This is a genomic window from Micromonospora sp. ATA51 (assembly GCF_016802855.1).
Lineage (GTDB): Bacteria > Actinomycetota > Actinomycetes > Mycobacteriales > Micromonosporaceae > Micromonospora > Micromonospora sicca.
Genome location: NZ_JAEVHJ010000034.1, coordinates 1 through 23073 on the forward strand (window position 1 = coordinate 1; position 23073 = coordinate 23073).

Genomic DNA, 23073 nt, shown 5'->3' on the forward strand with positions numbered 1-23073 from the left:
ACCCGGGGATCAGCCTGCCCTCAGCTTCTACCGTTCACTGCGATGACCGGCGGCAGGCACTTCCTCCTGCACGGCAACATCAGCGCCTCGTGGCGCACGGCTTTTCTCGTCCACGCAGAGGACCACCGCCCGCTCGGGCGGGTTGTGGTACAGCCCCACCACGTCGACGACCTTGTCCACGAACAGCGGATCGGTGGACAGCTTGAACGTCTCCGCCCGGTGCGGTTTGAGGCCGAAGTCGCGCCAGATCCGCCCGATCGTGGACTTCGACAGTCCGGTCCGCTCGGCCATTGACGTCCGCGACCAGTGCGTGGCGTTGCGCGGGGTCTGCTCCAGGGACGCCACCACCACGTCCTCGACCTGGTCCAGGGTGACCGACGGCGGACGGCCCGGCCGATCCTCGTCAACGAGGCCGTCCAACCGTCGAGCGAGAAACCGCGACCGCCACTTACCGACCGTGGTGCGGTCCACCCCCAGCCGGTCAGCGACCTCCACGTTGGACAGCCCGTCGGCGCACGCCAACACAATCCGACACCGAAGCGCCAACGCCTGCGACGACTTCGCCCGTTGCGCCCAACGCCGCAACGTCGACCGCTCATCCTCGCTGAGGATCAACTCGGCTTTCGGACGCCCACGACCCGCCATCCACACAGCCTACAATTAAGATGGCGAATTTCCGACGCACGACACTAGTCGCTGCTCCACGAGTTCTCCAGACCCCGGTGGCAACGCCACCGCCGGCTGTGTGAGCCTCGCCCACGAGGACCTCGTCGGAGTGCTGCGCTGGCTCGATCCGGCCGCGTCGCCGCATATCGTGCTCGCCCCCCGGCAGTGGCTCGAGCGCGGCTGAACCCCGGCCACCGCCGACGTTTCCGCTGCCCTGCACCGCTTCCTTGGAGCAAACCTAGGAAGTAGCTGAGAGATATCCGGCTGAGTATCGCTCGTTTCTAGCCTTCACCCGTCGTGTCTTCAAGGGACCGGAGGGTAACGGGTGAAAAGGCGATCACGAGGCCCCCTGATCGGGGGCCTGGCGCTGGTCATGGTGGCCACGCTGGGCGGGATGACGCTCCTGCCGGACCAGGACCCCGCTCGCACCGGCCAGGCAGCCGGAGCGAAGGACGACCACCCCGGCTTGCTGTCGCGGATCGGCGATGCCGCGCGGGGTCTGGTCGACGGCGGGTCGGGCCGGGCGAAGCCGGAGGTCATCAGCGCGGGCCTGGCCCGCGACGAGAAGCCGCTGGCGGGGAAGAAGTGGCCGGAGCAGAAGCGGGTCCGGGAGCTGGCCGGTAAGCGGACGGCGAACAGTCGGGTCTATCAGCTGTCGGACGGTCGGACGCAGGCGGAGATCTCGGCGGTGCCGCTGCACTACCGGGACGCGAAGGGCCGGTTCCAGGCCATCGACACCACCGTCCGCCCCACCTCTGACAAGGGGTACGTGCAGGGCAACCGCACGAACACCTTCACCAGCCTGTTCGGGGACAGCACGGCCGACCTGGTGCGGTTCGAGGCCGACGGCCGGAGCATCGAGCTGGGTCTGGCCGGCGCGGCGAAGGCGGCGACGCCGAAGGTGTCGGGTTCCACGGTGACCTACGCGGGCCTGGCGGGCGGCGCGGACGTGGTGTACGACGTGAGCAGCACGGCGTTGAAGGAGAAGATCGTCCTTCGTCGGGCGCCGGGGGGTCCGGCGTCGTACACGTTCACCCTGGACACCGCCGGGCTGACCGCGCAGCAGCGGGAGGACGGCTCGATCGCGTTCGTCGGCAGGGACGGCGGCGCGCCGGTGTTCGTGATGCCGGCGCCGTTCATGTACGACAGCAAGGACGACAAGGCCTCCCCGCACGGGAAGGTGTGGAGCGACAAGGTCACCCAGAAGGTGACCCAGTCCGGTGCCACGTCGACGATCACGATCACCGGGGACGCCGGCTGGCTGGCCGACCCGGCCCGGGTGTATCCGGTGGTGATCGACCCGACCATCAAGGTCCAGCCGGTGCCGACGGACGCCCAGGATGTGGCGATCTATTCGGGCGCGACCACCACCAACTACAACGACACCTACCAGCTGAAGGTCGGCACGGACGCCGCGCAGTCCTGGCGGTCGCTGGTCAAGTTCGACGTCAGCTCGATCCCGGCGAACACGCCGATCGACGACGCGCAGCTGCAGATGTACTACTCCCAGACCCACTACGCCTGGGGCTTCGACGTCGCGATGGAGGCCCGGCGGGTCACCCAGCCGTGGAGCGAGAGCACGGCGAACTGGTCGAACACCAACGCCAACATCGCCGCCCAGCCGGCCGGCAACATGGTGACGAAGGACGACGGCGACGCGGGCACCTCGGCCAGCGGCACCTGGTCCTACTCCGGGAACACCGCCCTGACGCCGCTGGCCATCAACGGCGACTACCGGTACAACAACGACACCACGACCGGCAACACCCACACCTGGGTGCCGACGATCACCGAGGCCGGTGACTACCAGGTCGAGGTCCACTACGTCTCGGAGGCCGACCGGCCGACGAACGCGCCGTACACGGTGTACTTCAACGGCGGCTCGAAGACCTACACGGTCGACCAGACCGGCAGTGGGCTCGGGGAGTGGAAGACCCTCGGCGTGCACCCGTTCGCGGCCGGCACCACCGGCAAGGTCGTCCTCGGCGACGTCTCCGGCAAGTCGGTGATCGCCGACGCGGTCCGCTTCACCCGCTGGGGCGTGACGACCAAGAAGGCGGCGGTCTCCAACGTCTGGAGCACGTTCCCGGTCCGCAACGTGGTCCAGGACTGGGTCAACGGCACGTACGCCAACAACGGCTTCATGGTCAAGGCGGTCGACGAGGCGAAGAAGGGCCGGGGCGGCCCGATCTTCGAGGCCTCCGAGTTCGCCTACAGCAACGCCCGTCGGGACTTCAACCTGCCGAAGCTGGTGGTCACCTACGGCCGGCCGGGCGTGACGGTGAACCCGCCGACCACCATCACCTCCACCGGTGCGGTCCTCGACTGGCCGGCGTACGTGGACCCGTCGACGAGCACCGCCGATGACGCGGTCGAGTACCAGGTGCACCGCAGCATCTACCAGAACTTCACCCCGTCGTCGGCGACGTTGATCGCTCCGGTGTCCACGGGGACACGGACGTACCAGGACACCACGGCGGTGCCGACGGCGGCGGACAACACCGACCCGATGGCGCGGAAGTTCTACTACTACATGGTCGCGGTGAAGACCCGTGACGGGCAGGTTCTCGCGGGTCCGACGCAGCAGGCGATGCTGCCGAAGGCCGGCCAGATCACCCGGATCTACCGCACCGGTCAGACCGACACCACGCTGTCGGCGGCGCGTCCGACGGAGAACGTGGACGTCTACGACGGTGACCCGTACGTCAGCCCGGGCAACAACTCGTCGTACTACGGCGACACCCGGGGTCTGCTCAAGTTCCCCACCCTCACGGGCATCCCGGCCAACGCGCAGGTGGTCGACGCCGAGCTGCGAATGTACAACACGGGTCTCTACCCGGGCACGGACACCGACGAGTACGTCGACGTCTACCGGATGACCAAGGCCTTCACCGAGACGAAGGCGACGTGGAACACCTCCGACGGGGTCACGGCGTGGACCACGCCTGGCGGTGACTACGACACCACCTGGAAGGCCGGTTTCAACGGGTTCACCAACGACCCGGAGTGGGAGACCTGGGACGTCACCAGCCCGGTGAAGGGCTGGGTGGCCACCCCGACCAGCAACTACGGTCTGCTGCTGCGGCAGCGCGACGAGGTCAACCAGACCGCGCGAGCGATGCTGCTGTCCTCGGAGGGCCAGGAGCCGCTGCTGCGGCCGACGCTGGAGGTGACCTACCTCGAGCAGACCGCGGAGTCCACGTACTACGCGGCCTCGACGCCGCCGCTGGCCACCGCGGACTCGACGTACACGGTGCCGGTGACGCTGTCGAACCCGACCCTGGCGGCGTGGAATCCGACCGACTGGGAGCTGGCGTACGACTGGAAGCGGGCCGACGGGGTCACGGACGGCGCGGACGCCACCTACGAGCTGAAGACCGCGCTGCCGAAGAGCGTCCCGGCCGGTGGCACGGTCGACGTGGCGGCGCAGGTGAAGACCCCGCCGTCGTCGACGGAGGGCAACAAGCGCACCGACTACGTGCTCCAGTGGGATCTGCGGAACAAGCTGACCGGCAAGAAGCTGTCGGAGACCACGCCGGCGATCCAGCCGCTGCCGCAGAACGTGGCGGTGGAGGAGCCGACCTCCGACCAGCTGGGTCTGGAGAAGTTCTACTCGTACGCGGGGAAGAACACCGGCGCCGGCGGCACCATGATGAACAACCTGTACTCCGGCAACACCGTCTGGTCGTACAACGCGATCAACAACCCCTCCCGGGGCCTGTCGACGTTCGTGCGGATGTCCTACAACTCGCTGGACACCACCGACAGTGTGGCCGGGTACGGCTGGTCGTTGCAGGCCAGCTCGATGATGCGGCTCGGCACCCCGCTGGACTTCCACCCGAACCCGAACCCCACCAAGGTCACCCTGACCGACGGTGACGGCACCAGCCACTGGTTCACCTGGGACGCCACCGCGAACGAGTGGAAGAGCCCCAAGGGTGTGCACCTCTACCTGCAGAAGTACAGCAGCGTGGAGTGCAAGCCCAACACGCAGGAGCGCAAGGCGTGGGTGCTCACCCGACCGGACCGCACGCAGTTCTTCTACGACTGCGAGGGCTTCCTGTCGAGCATCGTCGACAACAACGGCAACGAGATGCTCTTCACCTACGAGGAGCGCAAGTCCAACAACAAGCCGACGAAGTTCCTGCGCTACATCACCGACCCGACCGGCCGGATCACCCTGACCATCGACTACTACGCCAAGGGTCAGACGTTCGACTACATCGACGACACCACCTGGAACCGGGTGTCGGGTGCGACGAACCTGACCAACCCGAAGATCATCGACCACGTCTCGCAGATCACCGACATCTCGGGGCGCAAGCTCACCTTCACCTACACCGACAAGGGTCTGCTCGGTGAGCTGATCGACGGGGCCGGGTCGACCAACGGCACGCCGAAGACGTTCAAGTTCGCCTACGACATGACCCAGGGCAACAAGAACGTCAAGCTGGTCAAGGTCACCGACCCGCGGGGCAACCCCAGCAGCCTGGTCTACAACTACCCGCAGACCGGCGACGACCCGAAGTTCCACTGGACGACCAAGTCCTACACCGACCGGCTCGGCTACCTGACCCAGTTCGGCTACGTCGACCCGGACGGCCCGCAGGGCAACAACATCAACGCCACGGTCGCGGACGCGGAGAACCACGCCACCGCGTACCAACTGGACGGCTACGGCCGCTCGTACCAGACGACCAACGCGAAGAACGAGGTCACCAAGCTCGGCTGGGACGACGACCACAACGTCATCCGCCTCGAGGAGGCCAACGGCGCCGTCGCCACCTGGGCGTACGACCCGAAGACCGGCTACCCGACCGAGACGAAGAACGCCGAGGCGGTCAAGAACGGCTGGCCGGGCACGTGCTGACCTACCAGCGGCAGCTCAACGGCTACGTGGCCGAGGTCATCACCAAGACCAGCCCGGAAGGTCGCAAGTGGACCTTCGGCTACACCGCCGAGGGTGACATCGAAACCGTCACCGACCCGCTCGGCAACACCACGGCGACCGCCGGCGACTACACGAGCACCAACACCTACGACGAGTGGGGCCAGCTGCTCAGCGCCAAGGACGCCAACGGCAACACCACGGCATACGGCCCCTTCCACGCGAGCGGTTACCCGACGACCATCACGGACGCCGGCACCGGCAAGTCGTACTTCACCTACGACGACCGGGGCAACGTCACCGAGGTCAAGAACGGCAAGAACGCCAAGGTGACGCAGGCGTACGACACCTTCGGCCGGCGACCACCAAGGTGGAGCCGATGGACGCGGCCAACAACCGCTACATCACCACCAAGGCCCCGGTGTACGACCTCAACGACAACATCACCACGGCGTACGCGGCCAACGGCGCGGTGTCGACCTCCGTCTACGACAAGGCGGACCAGGCCGTCGAGACCCTCGCGCCGACGGACGAGGCGACGGACCCGGAGCGGAAGACCACCACGACGTACGACAAGGTCGGCAACGTCCTGACCGTCACGGAGCCCCAGGGCAACCTGACCTCCACGGCCGGCGACTACACCACGACCACCAAGTACGACGCGATCTACCAGCCGATCGAGGTCACCAACGGCCTCGGACAGAAAGTGACGTCGGAGTACGACAACGTCGGCAACGTCACGGTCCTGTACGACGCGAAGAAGACCGCCAGCGCGGCGGACGACTTCACCACGAAGTACGAGTACGACTCGAACCACCGGGTCGTGAAGACCGTCGACGCGCTCGGCAAGTTCACCTCCGCGCGGTACGACAAGGACGGCCTGACCCTCGGGTCCACCGACGCGGACGGCAACGAGTCGCTTGCGATCTACGACGCCCGCGGCGCGCTGGTCGAGTCGAAGGTGCCGCACGACAAGGACGGCTCCGGCACCATCACCTACCGCACCACGAAGTACGAGTACGACCAGGTCGGCAACCAGACGAAGGCGATCACCCCGCGCGGTGTGAACACCAGCGACGACGCCGACGACTTCGCCGTGGTGACCGTCTACGACGCGCTCAACCGCAAGAAGGAGGAGTGGTCGTCCTACGACAAGGACGACAGCCGCTACAACACGCCGGACAAGACCTTCTACGAGTACGACGAGATCGGCAACCTCAAGAAGGTCAGCGCGCCCCCGTCGGACGGGCAGACGGTCCGTAACGACACCGAGTACACCTACTACGACAACGGGTGGACCAGGACGTCCAAGGACCCGTGGGACATCGTCAACTCCTTCGACTACAACGACCTGGGCCAGCAGATCAAGAACACGCTGACCTCGGCCGGCGGGTCGACCAGCCGGACGATGACCTGGGACTACTACCCGTCGGGCAACGAGAAGGGGCGGTCGGAGGACGGCTTGCCGGTCGGCAAGGACGTGGTCCTGGTCGACAACACCGACTCGAACAACACCGCCGCCCAGGGCACCTGGACGAGCGGCGCCGCCACCGGGCAGTGGGGCTACGACGTGGCCACCGCGCCGGCGGGCAGCGGGTCGGCGCAGTTCAACTGGCAGCTGAACATCCCGCGGGACGGCAGCTACGAGGTGTTCGTCCGGCATCCGCAGGTCAGCGGCGCCGCGACGGACGCGAAGTTCACCATCACCTACGACGGCGGCAGCGCCACCAGAACGGTGAACCAGACGCAGAACACCGGCGCGTGGATCAGCCTGGGCAGCTACTCCTTCGTCGAGGACGGCGTCCAGAAGATCACCGTCACCGACCAGGCGACGGGCAAGGTGGTCGCCGACGCGGTCAAGCTGGTGCGGGACAACACCGGTGACGTCGACAACGAGAAGAAGGAGTTCACCTACCGGTACAACCCGAACGGGCTGATGGTCGAGGTCAAGGACCTCAGCCCGGGCGCGAAGATCGACCGGTACGACATCGCGTACGACGAGCTCAGCCAGATCTCCTCGGTGAAGGAGTACGCCGGGTCGACGCTGAAGAACACCACGGCGCTGACCTACGACGAGAACGGCAACCCGCTCACCTCGACTCACGACCTCACCTGGTCGAAGATCGAGTACGACGCGCGGGACATGGTCGCCAAGGTGACCAACGCCGACTCGCCGACGGCGGGCAACCAGCAGATCTCGACGTTCACGTACACCGCTCGCGGGCAGCTGCTCAAGCAGACGAAGCCCAACGGCAACACCGTGGACTTCGAGTACTACCTCGACGGCGCCACCAAGCACCAGCTGGAGAAGACCTCCGGCGGGGCGACCGTCGCGGAGCACACGCTGGAGTACCAGGCCAACGGGCACCCGTCGCGGGACGTGCTCAAGCTGATGAACGCTGACAACTCGTCGGACTACATCGACAACACGTACGTCTTCAGCTACGACCCGCAGGACCGGATCGCCAAGCTCGACAAGACCGGTGACAGCAGCTCGACGGAGTCGTACACCTACGACGCCAACGGCAACACGGTCGCCCAGACTGTCGAGGGCGCGACGAGCACCAGCAAGTACGACCGAAACCGGCTCCACTCCACCACCGCCGGTGGGGTGACGTCGACGTACAACTACGACCCGCTGGGTCGCCTCGACACGGTGTCGATCGGTGGTCAGCGGGCGCAGAAGTACTACTACGACGGATTCGACCGCACGGCGAAGACCACCGCGGGCATCGGTGCGACGGCGAAGTCGACGACCTACGCCTACGACCCGTTCGACCGGACGGTGTCGCAGACGGTGGGCTCGAAGACGACGGCCTTCACCTACCTGGGGATGGACAACCAGGTGCTGCGGGAGGAGGTCGCGGGCAAGGCGACCAAGTCCTACCAGTACGCGCCGTGGGGTCAGCAGCTGACCCAGATCAAGCACAAGGACGACGGCAGCCGGGAGTACTCGCAGTTCATCTACCGGCCGCGCGGTGACGTCGTCGGTATCACGAAGGAGGACGGCAAGACCCGGGCGACGTACGGCTACACGGCGTACGGCAAGGACGACGAGTCGCAGTTCACCGGTGTGGACAAGCCGGGTGCGACGCCGGAGGGCGAGGAGCCGTACAACGCGTTCCGGTTCAACGCCTCCCGGTGGGACGCGTCCTCGGGCACGTACGACATGGGCTTCCGCAACTACGACCCGGGCCTGAACCGGTTCCTGACGCGGGACTCGTACGGCGGCGCCCTGGCGGACATGGGTCTGGCGATGGACCCGTTCACCGGCAACCGGTACGCGTTCGCCGGCGGTAACCCGATCAGCTTCGTGGAGCTGGACGGGCACCTGTTCGGGATGTCGTGGTCGGACATCGGCCACGCCGCCCTGGACGTTGCCGGCATGGTGCCGGTGATCGGTGAGGTCGCCGACGTCGCCAACGGCATCTGGTACGCGGCCGAGGGCAACTACGTCGACGCGGCTCTGTCCATGGCGTCCGCGATCCCGCTGGCGGGGAACGCGGTGGCCGCGGCCAAGCTGGCCAAAACGGGTAAGAAGATCGCTGACGGCATCGACACCGCCCGGGACCTGGAGAAGGCGGCCGAGAACGCCAAGGCTGTCCAGAACGGCGTCGAGGCGACCACCGACACCTCAAAGGCGGTGCCTAGCAACACGCCGAAGCCCAAGGCTGAGGAACCAACGGCACCCAAGCAGAACTCGTCGCCGGAGGATTCATGTCTGGTGAGGCCGAACAGCTTCGTGCCTGGTACGAAGGTCGTGATGGCCGATGGCACGAGCAAGGCCATCGAGCAGCTGAAGGAGGGCGATGGGGTTCTGGCCACGGATGTCGAGTCGGGGGAGAACCAGCTCCGGACGGTGACCAACGTCCGCAGCGTCGAGGGTAAGAAGACCTTCATCACCTTCACCGTCGACCTGGACGGCGCGGCCGGCTCGAAGACCGGGAGCATCACTTCAACCGATGCTCACCTGGTCTGGCTCCCCGACAGCGGCATGTGGGCCAAGGCCGGGCAGCTCCGGCCCGGCATGTGGCTGCAGAGTGCTGCTGGTGACTGGATTCAGGTCACCGCGGTCAAGCGCACGGTGAAGCACGAGCGGGTCCACAACCTCACCGTCGACGGGGTACACAGCTACTATGTGGTCGCCAATGACACGCCGCTGCTCGTTCACAACTGCGGAGGTACGGTTGGCGGGCACAAGACCAGTTGCACGTGCGCTACCGGTGGTACGCCGGTGGGGCCGAGGAACGCCTCTCTGGCCGGCGGCACTCACCCCAAGACCGGGGTGCCGTTCGATGGACAGGGTTTCCCGGACTTCTCCGCGCACAAGGATCCGAGCGTTCCGGATGTCTCCATCACGCTGACCGGTGATCCCAAGAAGGACTTCAGGCTCGCGGACAAGGCCGCGGGTATCACGGAGGCCTACAGGAAGGGCACATGGACGTGGCATCATCACCAAGACTGTGGACGCATGCAGCTGGTCAATATGGCCATCCATGCCAAGACGGGTCACACCGGTGGCGCCTCAATTTGCTGAAGGTTATGCGCTGAGATGACTTCCCCATTCGAAGAAGGTCCGTCGCCATGGATCGGACCACCGTTGACCGAGGACATGGTGCGGCAGGCCGAGGAAACTCTCGGATTTCGGCTGCCGCGGAGTTACGTGGAGCTGATGTATCGGCAGAACGGCGGTGTTCTGAAGAACACCTGCTATCCGACGAGCTTCCGGACGTCCTGGGCAGCGACCACTTCGGGTTGGACGTCATCATGGGCATCGGATATGAGGAGGGTATCGACGCGCAGTCGGCTGAGCTGATCTCCGAATGGGACTACCCGAATGTCGGGGTAGTGCTCGGTGTGACGCCCATGGCCGGCCCCGACACGGTCATGCTGGACTACTCCGAGTCCGGACCGGACGGGGAGCCGGCGGTCGTATACGTCGGCGAAGACAGGATTCCTCGGCGGGTCGCCGACTCGTTCGGGGAGTTCATCGATGGCCTGGTCTCGTGCGAGGTCTATGAAGATGAAGACGATGACCAGTAACCGTTGATTGAGTGCGGGGCCCATTCCTGGCAACAGGGGTGGGCCCTTCACTTGTCGGCGGCTGATGCTGCTTGGTTGTGCAACCGGCCTCGGCTCGATCGCACCGGTCCATACGCGCACGCGCGTTCGTGAGCGCGGTTCTATGATCGGCTGGTGGCGTATGAAATGGAGACGTATCAGCCGTATGCGGCGGCCCGGGTCGTCACGATCGATGAGTTGCCCAGCCTGTACGTCCCGGACCATGAACCGATATTCAGCTACGGCATCGACGGTGACGATGTGATGATCGTTTCGGTGCACGACGAGTTCAGTACCGTCTCACTGCTGCACGACCGCACGTGGTACTGGCTTGAGGAGTCACCCGACACGGATCTTGTTGAGATCCTGTTGTGCGGGCAAGAGGCGTGGGTCCCGGCCGGCGCAAAGGTGCGGCACGAGACCGGACTGGCTGCGCTGCGGCTGGCCCACGACGTGCCGCGGCTCATGACCGAGTTCATGTGGCGTGAGCAGTAAGCCCTTCTCCGGCGTCATGGCTCGTCCCTCAAGGCCGAGGCCTCGGACGCCGCCGAGCCCCCTACCACTGCCTTTGGAGTCGGCTGTGTGGGATAAGTTTCTGAGTCAGTATCGGATCACAGTCGCTTGAACCATGTCGCGGACGGTGCTGGCGCTGCGGTTCCGCCAACTCTGTCCGAACCCTTCGCTAGGTTTTCCGGCACCACTTTCAGCGATGGCCTGTATCGAATTCACACGCCGGAATCCGCGGCGGCCTCGAACGACTTCTGCGCACGGCTGATTCGCGGCTTCGCCGGTCGGATGTATTGTTTCGGCTTCGACTGGCTCGGCCGGAACCTTGCTGTCGACCTCGAAGGCGGCGACGGAGAGGGACTTGTCGTCCTCGTGGAGCCGGGCGCGGGTGAGCTTCTCGAAAGTGAAGTCGAGCTGACACCGTTCGACGACGAGGTTCTCGTGGCGGACCCGACCGGGCTCGCCGCCGGATTCTTCGACGAGTGGCGATCGGCGAACCCGGGCTTCGACAGGCTCGCCTTCGACCAGTGCGTCGGCTACAAGGTTCCGCTCTTCCTCGGGGGAGACGACGAGGTGCACAACCTCGAGGTCGTGCCCTACGACGTGTACTGGGAGTTGCGCGTCCAGCTTCGCACGGGCACTCGCCACATGCCGGCAGGTACCACCATCCAGAGGATCATCGTGGCCGACGATGTGGAGCAGTGAACCCCTTTCATCGTGATCAAGGCGGCTGAGCAGATGCGCAGCGTCGTGTCGTTGCTCTAGATAGGACGAAGCTCCTGGTAGCACAGCAGTCGACCAAGAGGCACTTTCCAGCACGGGAGCTTCGTTGCTGACCTATCCTGCCAGCATCCCTCGGCGGCCGCTGGCGTCGTCTGCCCGCGCAGCAGCAGGCGCTGATGGCCTTGGCCCACCTGCGCACGGTGTGGCGGTACCTGCGCGAAGCCGTCGACCTGCTCACCGCCCACGGCGCTGACCTCGCCGAAGCTATGGGCCGGGTCGCCAGGCTGGCGTATGCGATCCTCGACGGGACCCTGATTCCGATCGATCGAGTTGCCGACCAGCGGCCCTACTACTCGGGTAAGCACAAGCGCCATGGCGTGAACGTGCAGGTCCTGGCCGATGCCGCCGGCCGGCTGATCTGCGCCTCATCCGCGCTACCCGGCTCAACCCATGACCCGACGGCCGCCCGCACCCACGGCCTGATCGACGCGCTGACCAGCACCGGAGTGATGACCTTCGCGGATCAATCTACCCTGACAGGATGCAGACCGAGCCGCGCGGCACGATGCACGGGTGGATCTGGCGCGCCAATCTACTGCCGTTCGTCGAGACGATCGCTGATCTTGTGCGCTGCCGGCTCGACGAGAGCGGGCTCACCGCCGGAGTCGAAGACTCCGGCGCCGGCAACGACCGCTGGTTCACCTTAGTGCTGGACGGGCAGCCCCGCGTCGAGATGCACTTCGCGGGTACTGACGACCAGGTGCTGGTCGAGGTGGAATTGGACGGCACCGACGAGTCGTTCGAAATCAGGGCCGCTCTGTTGCTCGACGTCTGCAGCAGCTACCGCCTGACTCCCGAGGCCGGCTGACTCGAACCCGACATCGACGCGCTGGCGACACCCACCGACAGCGGGAGATGATCCCTCCCCGCCGCACCGTCGATGACCAACACCATCACCATGAAAATGGCTCACTGAGCCGTGGACGACGGTGGTCGGTGCCGCCCCCTCAGGCTCGGATGGGACGAGCGCCCCGGCGCGTAGAAGTTGTCGGGAAGGCCGCGCTTGTGGAAAGCGCCGGTGTCAGCCGTTCGGCTGGCCGTCGCCGGACTCGCGGTCGGCGGGTCTCGTCGGGTGGATCATCGTGGTCGCCGCGCGGACGTCGTGACAGACCGGAGTGGCGCGCCCCGCACCCGTCCGGCCGCTATGCCGTCCGGCCGTGCCCGTGTGGACTGATCCCGATCGCTGTTTCCACCGTTTCAAGCTGCGAGAAGCGGGGTAACGGCTCCAGCATCGCCGAAAAGGCTCGCGGCGGCGCCGCTCACCGAGCGTCACGGATGACGGGGGAGCGCTCTCGGTGACAATTTCGTTACGCCGACACGCCGGTCGTTGACATTGATGTTCGTCACCTTCTGTCGGTGGTCATCAGCCTTGTTGTCCCCGCAAGCGCCCGCTTAGCCTGAGCGCGCTCGAGGTTCAACGGGGGAGCGGCGGGATGAAACTGCGGATTCGGCTTCTGGGCACTGTGGAGCTGCGCGTCGACAGCAAGGTCGTGACACCCGGCGCAGCGAAGCGACGAGCGGTCCTCGCCGGTCTCGCGATCGAGGCGAACCGATCGGTCTCGCTGCACCGACTGGCCGAGATGGTCTGGTCCGACGTTCCGCCGGCGTCCGCCGTGGCGAACCTGCGGTCCCACGTCGCGGTGCTGCGGCGCACCCTCGGCGACCGGTTGGTCGCCGCCCGAACGCGTACGAGCTGCGGCTGGCGCCGGACGAACTGGACGTGGCCGAGTTCCAGCGGCTGGCGGGGGAGGGGCGGGCGCTGCTGGCCACCGCCGAGCCCGCCGGCGCCATCGCCACGCTCACCGCCGCCTTGGAACAGTGGCGCGGGGCCTCCGGCGACGGCCTGCCCCGGGGCACCGCGCTGGACAACCGCTGGGCCAGCCTCGACGAGCAGCGGCTCCAGGTCTTCGAGGAGTTGGCCGAGGCGCGGCTGGCCGCCGGTCAGCACGGTGATCTGCTGCCCGAGTTGCGCGGGCACCTCGCCGCCCACCCGCTGCGGGAGCGGGCCTGGGGGCAGCTCATGCTCGCCCTCTATCGCTGCGGCGACGTGCCGGCCGCGCTCACCGTCTACCGGGACGCCCGGGCCGTCCTGGACGAGCAGCTCGGCATCGAGCCCGGCGAGGACCTGGCCACCCTGCACCGCGCGATGCTCGATCGGGCGCCGGAGCTGTCGTACGTCCCCGTCGTCGTCGCGCCGACGCCACCACCCACTGCCGAGGTGCGGCCCGCCGTCGGCTGGACGGTGCCCCGGGAGCTGCCGGCGGACCTGGTCACCTTCGTCGGGCGTACCCGGGAGACCGCCGACGTGGTGGACACGGTGGGCGGCGCGAAGGCGGCCGCCGTGGTCGTCACCGGGGCGGCCGGCAGCGGCAAGACTGCCCTCGCGGTACGGGCCGCGCACGCCGTGGCCGGCGGCTTTCCGGACGGGCAGGTCTTCGTCGACCTCGGCTACCGGAACTCGGTGACGCCGGGTGAGGTGCTGGCCCGGGTGCTGCGCGCGCTCGGCGTCGCCCCGGCGGACGTCCCCGGCAACACCGACGAGCGGGCGGGGTGGTTCCGCTCGCTGGCCGCCGGCCGACGGTTCCTGCTGGTCGTGGACGGGGTCACCCGGGCCGCGCAGGTGCGGCCGCTGCTGCCGGCCGGGCCGGGCCCCGCCCTGATCGTCGTCGGTCAGCGGCGCTCGGCAGCCTCGACGGCGTCCGCCGGGTGGCGCTGCGCCCGCTGGGCGCCGCGCAGGGGCGCGACGTGTTGGCCGCTTTCGCCGGGCCGGAGCGGCTGGCCGCGGATCCGGCGGCCACCGCGAAGCTGGTCCGGCTCTGCGCCGGTTCGGCGCTGGCGCTGCGGATCGCCGGCACCCGCCTGGCCCGGTGCCCCGCCCTGTCGGTGGCCGCCCTGGTCGCCCAGGTCGGTGACGGTCAGGACCGGTTGGATCTGCTCGCCTACGAGGACCTGTCGGTGCGGGAGAGCCTGGCGACCGGGGTCGCCGCCGTCCGCTCCGACGACGAGGTGGCCGGCCGGCTCCTGGAGCTGCTCGGCGCGTCCCCAGACGCCCCGGCCCGGGTGGACCGGGCCGCCGCACAGCTCGGCGTCTCCGCCCACCGGGTACGGCGGGCGCTGGAGGAGCTGGCGGACGCGCACCTGATCCAGTGCGAGGGGCCCGGCGGCTACCGCCTGCCGGCGCTGGTCCGCGAGTACGCGGCCGAGCTGGCGGCCGTGCCGTCCGCCCCGACGCACCCGTTGCCCGGCTGGCGGGTCGACCCCGTGGCCGCCTGACCCTCGGTGACCCGCCGAGCGTGGACGAACGGCTCTGTCCAGGGCGCCCGGCCCGGCGTCAGACTGAGTCATGAGACCTCAGCGCGTACCACTGCTCGCCAGCCTGGTCGTGCTGCTCGCGGTGGCCTGCGCGACCGACCACGACGGCGCGGCGTCCCCACCCTCGACGGCGTCCACGCCCGGCGCGTCCACCGCCGTAACCGCGTCGGCCACCGCCCCGCCTTCGACCGATGTCGCGCCGAGCCAGACCGTCGGCGACTGGCGGGTGACCTACGGCTGGCCGTGCCCGACGCGCCGGCCCAGGTGACGCACGACGTCCGGGTGCCGGTCACCCCGGCGCCGGGGGAGCCGCTGCCGGTCCTGGTGGGCATCCAGGTCGGTGACCATCCGGCCGAGGGGTTCAGCCGGATCACCTTCGCCTTCCGCGGCCCCACCCCCGGCTACCAGGTCGGCTACGTCGACCGGGTGGAGTCCGACGGCAGCGGCACGCCGGTCGACCTGCCCGGCACCGCGTTCCTCGCGCTCCGCTTCCACCCGGCCCAGGGGCACGACAGCAGCGGCCGGAGCACGGTGACAACCGCGGCCCGGGCCATCGGCTACCCCACGCTGCGCGGCTGGGCCCCGGCCGGCGACTTCGAGGGGTTGACATCTGTTGCCAGCGGAGTGGGCGCTGATGCTCTTGAGCGCGCTTCAGTGTTAGAGTGACTGCCGTCGGGCAGGTGATAATCAAACCTATCCGGCGCGCGAGGCCCTGCGGCGGCAGGCTAAACACGCCAGATTGGTCGGTACCGGGAGTGCCTCGGGAACCAGATCCTTCGGGATCGAACGGACGTGGAGACCGTGTAAGACCAGGACCTGTCCTGGCTGTGGTCGTCGAAGCGTCAACCTCGCACCGCGTCAGCGGGTAAGACGAGGAGCGTCCGCTGGTGACGGCGGACTGCGAATTGGTGTGCTCACCAAAGCGCACTGCTCGCAACGGTACCTCAGCTTCGGCCTCCAGCCGCCCGCCGGCAGTTCCCTGCCGGTGCGGCTTGGGGAGTCCACCCGGCCGGACGGCACCCACGTCGTCTCCGTGGACGTGCGCCCCGGTTGAGATGCTCGGAAGGGTGAGACGCGTACCGACCGCGCCGACCCGGTGGCCGGCGCGGTCGGGTCACGCGTGCCTCAGGACGCCCCGCCCCGGACGATCGCGACGGCCACCCGGCAGAACTCGTCCATGTCGGGGTTGAAGCCGGCGGCGATGTCCGGGTGCAGGCCGGCGCGTGTCTCGTCGAGCAGCCGGCGGCAGACCTCCTCGACCGGCTCGCCCGCGTAGCTGGACCGGACCCGTTCGGTGGCCGCCTGCAGGGCCGAGGTCAGCTGATCCTCCAGCGGGCCGCGCAGCTTCTGTTGCACTGCGTCGAGCCCCCTCGGGTCGAGCGTGACATGTGGCTCCGACATCGGCGCTCCCTTCGTCGGCGTCCGCGGTACCCCACCGCGGACGTCGGTCAAACCACGGTGGGTACGGCGGCCACCCGGACCTGATACGAGAAGTCCTCGGCCGGCTCCTCGAGGTACGACAGCTGGCGGATCTGCCGGTCGTCGTCGTAGAGGGCGACGTCGACCAGGACGCCGAGGTGGGCCAGCCCGATGTTGGACACCCGCTTCTTGTCCTGCAGCACCGCGCAGACCCCGCCCAGCAGCGTGCTGGCGTCGGAGGTGCGGTGCCCGGGCGGGCAGCGCAGGGTGACGTCCACCTCGATCGGCCCGGTGAGCGGGGTCCAGCCGGTGCGCTGGGCGGCCGCGCAGGCCGCCTCGAGCAGGGCGCGGACCCGCGTCGCCTGCCGATGCCCGGCGGCGAAGATGGACAGAGCCTCGGTCTTGACCGGGGGCAGGCCGCTCACCTCGAACGTCAGGGCGAGAGCGCGGGTGTCCTGCACGACAACCTCCTCGTTGGGGACGATCCTGCCCAACCGGTGACGCGGCAGAGGGGGGTTCCCGCGATTACCAACCGATCGGACGGGTCGGGGGTCGGCCGGAGGCGTATCGACTTCGACGGCGACGCGCTGGCTGCGGAGCTACCGAAACGCTAGTGCACCGGGCGCACGCTGGGTAGCCTCGCCGTTCACTGAGTGGGACGCGGCGGGAAGGCGCAGAACTCGTTGCCCTCCGGATCGGCCAGCACCCACCAGCCGACCCGGTCGTCGGGCTCGCGCAGCAGCACGGCGCCGGCGGCGATCAGCGCGCCGGGGTCCGGGTCGGTCAGGTCGACGTCCCAGTGCACCCGGTTCTTCACCCGCTTGCGCTCCGGCGCCGGGTCGAAGATCCACGACTGCCACGGGAAACCCGTGGCACCCGTCACCCAGGCGGACCCCTCGCCGCCGCCGCCGACCTGACCGCCGACCACTCCCGCCCACCACGCCGCCTGCGCGGCCGGGTCGGCGCTGTCCACCACCAGCTCGAAGACCAGCCGGTGGGCGGAACGACGGTCAGTGGCGGGCGCGCTTGATCTCGTGGAAGGCCGGCAGCCGCATCAGCGGCAGCAGCGAGTCCCAGACGGTCAGGGCGTCGGCGGTGCCGGGCACCTCGGTGAGGATCGGCCCGTGGATGCCCCGCTCCGCGCCCGGGACCATCAGCACCGGCGAGCCGACGTCCGGGCCCACCGAGGCGTACGACAGGTCGTGCGACTCGCGTACCGCCCGGTCCCACCGCTCGTCGTCGAGGGCCGGCGCGGCCGCGGCCAGGCCGGCCGCCTCGACGGCCGCGTCCACGATCTCGTCCGACGGCGGGTTGCCGGCGTCGTGGATGCGGGCGCCCAGCTCGGCGTAGAAGCGGCCGGCGTCGTCGTGGCGGCCCTCGGCGCGCAGCGCCTCCACCAGCCGCAACGCCCGGCCGGAGGCGGCCAGCGCGTCGGCGTACTCCGGGGCGATCCGGCCCTCGTTGAGGATGGCCAGGCTGAACGCCCGCCACTCGACGCGCAGCCCGCGCGCCTCGGCCACGGCGACCAGCCAGCGGGAGGTGCGCCAGGTCCACGGGCAGGCCGGATCGAAGAAGAAGGTGGCGTCCATCCGCCGAGCGTAAGGGCCGTCCGGCGGGCGCGCACGGTGGTGATCCGGCCCACCCCAGCCCCTGTCATTCCCGTCTCATGACGCTGAGGTTTCGCAGCGTGGCCGGTCGGGCACTGTTGGCGCACGAAACGTCCGGGGCCGGACGGATTTGCCGCCGCCGCACGCCCGGACCGTCTCGCCGTGCGCCGGGGCACGGGCACCTCCCCCGGCTCTCGCCGAAGAAAGGGGGAGGGCGATGACGACAGACCCCGACGAGGCCGCGGACCGGCGGCGGCCACGATTCCGCGCGGCGGCCGCAGCCGCCGCGCTGACGTTGGTGGCGCCGCTGGCGGCCTGCGGGTCCGGCGGTGACGGTGGTACGCCGACGATCAACCTGTACTACCCGCCGGAACAGAACCTGCAGAAGGTCGTCGACGACTGCAACGCGCAGGCCCAGGGGCGCTACCAGATCGTCTACCGGGTGCTGCCGCGGCAGGCCGACGACCAGCGGGTGCAGCTGGTGCGCCGGCTGGCCGCGCAGGATCCCGGGATGGACGTGCTCGGCCTCGACGTCACCTGGACCCAGGAGTTCGCCAGCGCGCACTGGATCCGCGAGTGGACCGGCCAGGCCAAGGCGGAGGTGGAGCAGGGCACCCTCGCCGGGCCGCTGGACACCGCTCGCTACGAGGGCAGGCTCTACGCCGCGCCGAAGAACACCAACGTCCAGCTCCTCTGGTACCGCACCGACCTGGTGCCGCAGCCGCCGAAGACCTGGGACGAGATGATCTCCGCGGCCCAGGAGCTGAAGCAGCAGGGCAAGCCGTACCAGGTGCTCACCATGGGCGCCCAGTACGAGGGTCTGGTCGTCCTCTACAACACCCTGGCCGAGAGCGCCGGCGGGAAGATCCTCAGCGACGACGGCAAGCAGGCCGTGATGGACGACGGCACCGTGAAGGCGCTCGACCAGCTAAAGAAGTTCGCCACGTCGGGCGTGACGTCGCCGTCCTTCACCAACGCCACCGAGGACCCGGTCCGGCTGGAGTTCCAGTCCGGCGCGGGCGCCTTCCAGGTCAACTGGCCCTTCGTCTATCCGGCCATGCAGGAGGCCAACCCGGAGCTGGCGAAGCAGGTGAAGTGGGCCCGGGTGCCGGGGATCGACCCGAACACCCCGAGCAAGGTCACCATCGGCGGCGTCAACATGGCCGTCAGCGCCTACTCCAAGCATCCGGCGGAGTCCTTCGAGGCGGCCAGCTGCATCCGCAACGCGAAGAACCAGAAGTTCTCGGCGGTCAACGACGGCGTGCCGCCGACCATCGAGCAGGTCTACGACGACCCGGAGATGGACAAGGCGTACCCGATGAAGGACACCATCCTGGAAGAGCTGAAGGAGCCGGCGGTCCGCCCGCTGACCCCCGCCTACCAGAGCATCTCCACGGTCATGTCGGCGATCCTGTCGCCGCCGTCGGGCATCCGGCCCGAGCAGACCGCGAACGAGCTGCGCGACGCCATCGCCGACGCCCTCGAGTCGAAGGGGGTCCTCCCGTGAGCATCAACGCCACCCCGACCGGTGCGGACGTCGCGGCCGACGAGACCGCCACCCGGTCCACCGGCCGGCACGCGGCGGTGCCCGCCCAGCGGGCCGGCCGCCGGGCGAAGGCGCCGCTGAGCGAGAACAAGCGGGCCGAGCGCCGGCTCGGCTGGCTGCTCTGCGCGCCGGCCGCGCTGGTCATGGTGCTGGTCACCGCGTACCCGATCCTCTACTCGGTCTGGCTGTCGCTCCAGCGCTTCGACCTGCGCTTCCCCGACCAGCGCGAGTTCATCGGGCTGGACAACTACGTCACCGTGCTGACCAACCAGTTCTGGTGGACCGCGTTCGGGGTCACCGCGCTGATCACCGTGGTCACCGTCGCGATCGAGCTGGTGCTCGGCATGGGACTCGCGCTGATCATGCACCGCACGCTGGTCGGCCGGGGCATCGTCCGCACCGCGGCGCTGATCCCGTACGGCATCGTCACGGTCGTCGCGGCCTTCTCCTGGCGGTACGCCTGGACGCCCGGCACCGGTTACCTGGCGAACGTCTTCGACGGCAGCGCGCCGCTGACCGAGCGGGCCAGCTCGCTGGCGATCATCATGCTGGCGGAGATCTGGAAGACCACGCCGTTCATGGCGCTGCTGCTGATGGCCGGCCTGGCCCTGGTCCCCGAGGACCTGCTCAAGGCGGCCTCCACCGACGGCGCGACCTCCTGGCAGCGGTTCACCAAGGTGATGCTGCCGGTGATGAAGCCGGCGATCCTGGTCGCCCTGCTGTTCCGCACGCTGGACGCGTTCCGGGTTTTCGACAACATCTTCGTGCTCACCGCGGGCGGCAACGAGACCTCGTCCGTGTCGATGCTCGCCTACAACAACCTGATCCGGGGGCTGAACCTCGGCATCGGCTCGACGATGTCGGTGCTGATCTTCATCGCGGTGGCGATCATCGCCTTCGTCTTCGTGAAGCTGTTCGGTACCGCTGCCCCCGGCAGCGACGACGGGGAGAGGCGCTGACATGGCCACCGAAACCACCACGCGGGCGAAGCTGCGCTGGGGTCTGCTGGACGTGATCGTCGTCGTGTTCGCGCTGATCCCGGTGCTCTGGATCGCCTCGCTGTCGTTCAAGACCCCGGCCACCCTAACCGACGGGAAGTTCTGGCCGCGGGAGTGGACGCTGGACAACTACCGGACGATCTTCGACACCGACCAGTTCGTCCGGGCCCTGGCCAACTCGATCGGCATCGCGCTGATCGCCACGCTGATCGCGGTGGTGCTCGGCGCGATGGCCGCGTACGCGATCTCGCGGCTGGACTTCCCCGGCAAGAAGCTGCTGGTCGGGGTCTCCCTGCTGATCGCGATGTTCCCGCAGGTGTCGCTGGTGTCGCCGCTGTTCGAGATCGAGCGGCAGCTCGGCCTCTTCGACACCTGGCCGGGGCTGATCCTGCCGTACATCACCTTCGCCTTGCCGCTGGCGATCTACACGCTGTCGGCGTTCTTCAAGCAGATCCCGTGGGATCTGGAGAAGGCGGCGAAGATGGACGGCGCCACGCAGGGCCAGGCGTTCCGGCGGGTCATTGCCCCGCTGGCCGCGCCCGGGTTGTTCACCACGGCGATCCTGGTCTTCATCTTCTGCTGGAACGACTTCCTGTTCGCGATCTCGCTGACCTCCACCGAGCGGTCCCGCACGGTGCCGGTGGCGCTGTCGTTCTTCACCGGCGAGTCGCAGTTCGAGGACCCCACCGGGGCGATCTGCGCGGCCGCCGTGGTGATCACCATTCCGATCATCCTGTTCGTGCTCTTCTTCCAGCGCCGCATCGTCTCCGGTCTGACCTCCGGCGCAGTCAAGGGATAGGTGGTAGTCATGGCCGACATCGTGCTGGACAAGGTGAGCAAGAAGTTCCCGGACGGGACCGTCGCGGTGCAGGACGTCGACCTGGAGATCGCCGACGGCGAGTTCGTGATCCTGGTCGGCCCGTCGGGTTGCGGGAAGTCCACCACCCTCAACATGATCGCGGGGCTGGAGGACATCAGCTCCGGCGAGCTGCGGATCGCGGGGCAGCGGGTCAACGACAAGGCGCCCCGGGACCGGGACATCGCCATGGTCTTCCAGTCGTACGCGCTCTACCCGAACATGACTGTGCGGGAGAACATGGCCTTCCCGCTGCGGCTGGCGAAGCTGGACCGGGCCACCATCGACGCCAAGGTCGACGAGGCGGCGAAGGTCCTGGAGCTGACCCCGCTGTTGGACCGCAAGCCGGCCAACCTCTCCGGCGGACAGCGGCAGCGGGTGGCGATGGGCCGGGCGATCGTCCGTCAGCCGAAGGCGTTCCTGATGGACGAGCCTCTGTCCAACCTGGACGCCAAGCTGCGGGTGCAGATGCGCACGGTGGTGTCCCGCCTGCAGAAGCAGCTCGGCACCACCACCGTCTACGTCACCCACGACCAGACCGAGGCGATGACCCTCGGCGACCGGGTGGTCATCATGCGGGGCGGCGCGGTGCAGCAGGTCGGCCCGCCGCAGGAGTTGTACGACCACCCGCGCAACCTCTTCGTCGCCGGCTTCATCGGCTCGCCGTCGATGAACTTCCTGCACGCCGCCGTCTCCGAGGGGCGGCTGCGCACGGCGCTCGGCGACGTGGCGATCGGGGACCGGCTGCGCCGGCAGATCGAGGGCGCGGACGCCCCGCGCGAGCTGATCCTCGGCATCCGCCCCGAGCACTTCGAGGACGCCGAGCTGATCGACGAAGAGACCCGCCGCCGGGGCATGGAGTTCGACGCGCCGGTGGACATCGTCGAGTCGATGGGCTCGGACAAGTACGTCTACTTCACCGTCGAGGGGGAGCGGGCCACCGCCGCCGAGCTGGAGGAGTTGGCCGCCGACGCGGGCGCGGCGGACTTCGCGGGAGCCGGGTCCAGCCTGGTCACCCGGCTCTCCGCCGAGTCGGCGGTCCGGGAGGGCGAGAACCGGCGGGTCTGGTTCAACCTGGACAAGATCCACCTGTTCGACCCGTCCACCGGCCGGAACCTGACCCTGCACGAGGGCCGGGCGGCCGGCGCGCTCGCCGACTGACCGGACACGAACGGGGGCCGGCGACAGCAGCCGCCGGCCCCCGTTCGCATTGAGGGGTCAGGGATTCGAATCCCCTCAGCTCCACCAGTAACACCGCTGAGCAGCGGTAACGCTGCTACAAGGTCACGGACCAGATCGGGTACAAGTCAGATCCGATCTTGCTGATCTGGACCCCGGCACGCTGCGAGTCGATGGCGCCGACCGACAACGTCACCAAGGTGGCCACTCGATGTCCAGCGCTGCGCGCGTAGCAGTTGAAGGCGCCGGGC

General features: G+C 68.5%; 20 protein-coding genes and 2 pseudogenes. 16 read left to right on the top strand and 6 right to left on the bottom strand.

Annotated elements, in window-relative coordinates:
• Positions 1-99 precede the first annotated feature (99 nt).
• Positions 100-645 (bottom strand): annotated as a pseudogene (locus JNW87_RS08575) (IS630 family transposase); the annotation flags it as partial.
• Positions 646-1060: 415 nt separating this feature from the next.
• Here JNW87_RS08575 and JNW87_RS08580 point away from each other — a divergent pair.
• From JNW87_RS08580 to JNW87_RS08625, 11 genes and pseudogenes are all read left to right on the top strand, one after another.
• Positions 1061-5536: a DNRLRE domain-containing protein gene (locus JNW87_RS08580; RefSeq protein ID WP_238453455.1), complete on the top strand. Its 4476-nt coding sequence runs from the start codon at positions 1061-1063 to the stop codon at positions 5534-5536.
• Positions 5530-6147, top strand: coding sequence for a hypothetical protein (locus JNW87_RS08585; RefSeq protein ID WP_238453456.1), 618 nt, complete (start codon positions 5530-5532; stop codon positions 6145-6147). Before JNW87_RS08580 ends, JNW87_RS08585 begins: the two co-directional genes overlap by 7 nt.
• A 2240-nt stretch (positions 6148-8387) precedes the next feature.
• The gene (locus JNW87_RS08590) at positions 8388-10091 is read left to right on the top strand and encodes an HNH endonuclease (RefSeq protein WP_238453461.1); all 1704 of its coding nucleotides are present in this window, start codon (positions 8388-8390) and stop codon (positions 10089-10091) included.
• 75 nt (positions 10092-10166) lie between these two features.
• The gene (locus tag JNW87_RS41385; protein ID WP_375373481.1) at positions 10167-10370 is read left to right on the top strand and encodes an SMI1/KNR4 family protein; all 204 of its coding nucleotides are present in this window, start codon (positions 10167-10169) and stop codon (positions 10368-10370) included.
• Positions 10310-10597, top strand: a complete 288-nt coding sequence (locus JNW87_RS41390; protein ID WP_375373479.1) for a hypothetical protein — start codon at positions 10310-10312, stop codon at positions 10595-10597. The genes JNW87_RS41385 and JNW87_RS41390 overlap by 61 nt, the downstream gene beginning before the upstream one ends.
• 153 nt (positions 10598-10750) lie before the next feature.
• Positions 10751-11110, top strand: coding sequence for a hypothetical protein (locus tag JNW87_RS08600; protein WP_109801873.1), 360 nt, complete (start codon positions 10751-10753; stop codon positions 11108-11110).
• Between the two features lie 126 nt (positions 11111-11236).
• Complete coding sequence (locus tag JNW87_RS08605) at positions 11237-11827, top strand: T6SS immunity protein Tdi1 domain-containing protein (protein WP_146231069.1); 591 nt, start codon at positions 11237-11239, stop codon at positions 11825-11827.
• A gap of 158 nt (positions 11828-11985) precedes the next feature.
• Positions 11986-12372: pseudogene (locus JNW87_RS08610) on the top strand (transposase family protein); the annotation flags it as partial.
• Positions 12373-12386: 14 nt separating this feature from the next.
• Complete coding sequence (locus JNW87_RS08615) at positions 12387-12713, top strand: hypothetical protein (protein WP_146231068.1); 327 nt, start codon at positions 12387-12389, stop codon at positions 12711-12713.
• Between the two features lie 912 nt (positions 12714-13625).
• Entirely contained in the window at positions 13626-15047 is a 1422-nt protein-coding gene (locus JNW87_RS08620; RefSeq protein ID WP_238453458.1) for an AfsR/SARP family transcriptional regulator, read from the top strand.
• Positions 14966-15178 (top strand): hypothetical protein, encoded by a 213-nt coding sequence (locus tag JNW87_RS08625; protein WP_238453459.1) that lies wholly within the window; start codon positions 14966-14968, stop codon positions 15176-15178. The genes JNW87_RS08620 and JNW87_RS08625 overlap by 82 nt, the downstream gene beginning before the upstream one ends.
• Before the next feature lie 78 nt (positions 15179-15256).
• Here JNW87_RS08625 and JNW87_RS39345 read toward each other — a convergent pair whose 3' ends face one another.
• Complete coding sequence (locus JNW87_RS39345; protein ID WP_255543608.1) at positions 15257-15391, bottom strand: hypothetical protein; 135 nt, start codon at positions 15389-15391, stop codon at positions 15257-15259.
• A 69-nt stretch (positions 15392-15460) separates the two neighbouring features.
• On the opposite strand from JNW87_RS39345, the gene JNW87_RS08630 reads away from it, so the two are divergent.
• The gene (locus JNW87_RS08630; RefSeq protein ID WP_109801869.1) at positions 15461-15883 is read left to right on the top strand and encodes a hypothetical protein; all 423 of its coding nucleotides are present in this window, start codon (positions 15461-15463) and stop codon (positions 15881-15883) included.
• A 459-nt stretch (positions 15884-16342) separates the two neighbouring features.
• On the opposite strand, the gene JNW87_RS08635 is transcribed toward JNW87_RS08630, so the two are convergent.
• The 4 genes from JNW87_RS08635 to JNW87_RS08650 all read right to left on the bottom strand — a co-directional run bounded on the left by JNW87_RS08635 (position 16343) and on the right by JNW87_RS08650 (position 18225).
• Entirely contained in the window at positions 16343-16618 is a 276-nt protein-coding gene (locus JNW87_RS08635) for a hypothetical protein (protein WP_109801868.1), read from the bottom strand.
• 47 nt (positions 16619-16665) lie between these two features.
• A complete protein-coding gene (locus JNW87_RS08640) occupies positions 16666-17097 on the bottom strand; it encodes a hypothetical protein (RefSeq protein ID WP_109801867.1) in 432 nt (143 codons plus the stop codon).
• A gap of 185 nt (positions 17098-17282) precedes the next feature.
• Positions 17283-17612, bottom strand: coding sequence for a VOC family protein (locus JNW87_RS08645; RefSeq protein ID WP_109801866.1), 330 nt, complete (start codon positions 17610-17612; stop codon positions 17283-17285).
• 34 nt (positions 17613-17646) lie between these two features.
• Entirely contained in the window at positions 17647-18225 is a 579-nt protein-coding gene (locus tag JNW87_RS08650) for a DsbA family protein (protein WP_109801865.1), read from the bottom strand.
• Between the two features lie 235 nt (positions 18226-18460).
• Between JNW87_RS08650 and JNW87_RS08655 the strand changes: the two genes are divergently transcribed.
• From JNW87_RS08655 to JNW87_RS08670, 4 genes are read left to right on the top strand one after another with little or no spacing between them, the layout of a single operon-like run.
• Positions 18461-19750 carry an ABC transporter substrate-binding protein gene (locus JNW87_RS08655; RefSeq protein ID WP_109801864.1) on the top strand — a complete coding sequence of 430 codons (1290 nt, stop codon included), beginning with the start codon at positions 18461-18463 and terminating at the stop codon, positions 19748-19750.
• Positions 19747-20748 carry a carbohydrate ABC transporter permease gene (locus JNW87_RS08660; protein ID WP_109801863.1) on the top strand — a complete coding sequence of 334 codons (1002 nt, stop codon included), beginning with the start codon at positions 19747-19749 and terminating at the stop codon, positions 20746-20748. Before JNW87_RS08655 ends, JNW87_RS08660 begins: the two co-directional genes overlap by 4 nt.
• A gap of 1 nt (position 20749) precedes the next feature.
• Positions 20750-21586 (top strand): carbohydrate ABC transporter permease, encoded by an 837-nt coding sequence (locus tag JNW87_RS08665; protein ID WP_238453460.1) that lies wholly within the window; start codon positions 20750-20752, stop codon positions 21584-21586.
• A gap of 9 nt (positions 21587-21595) precedes the next feature.
• Positions 21596-22804, top strand: a complete 1209-nt coding sequence (locus JNW87_RS08670) for an ABC transporter ATP-binding protein (protein WP_109801861.1) — start codon at positions 21596-21598, stop codon at positions 22802-22804.
• The last annotated feature ends 269 nt before the right edge of the window (positions 22805-23073 follow it).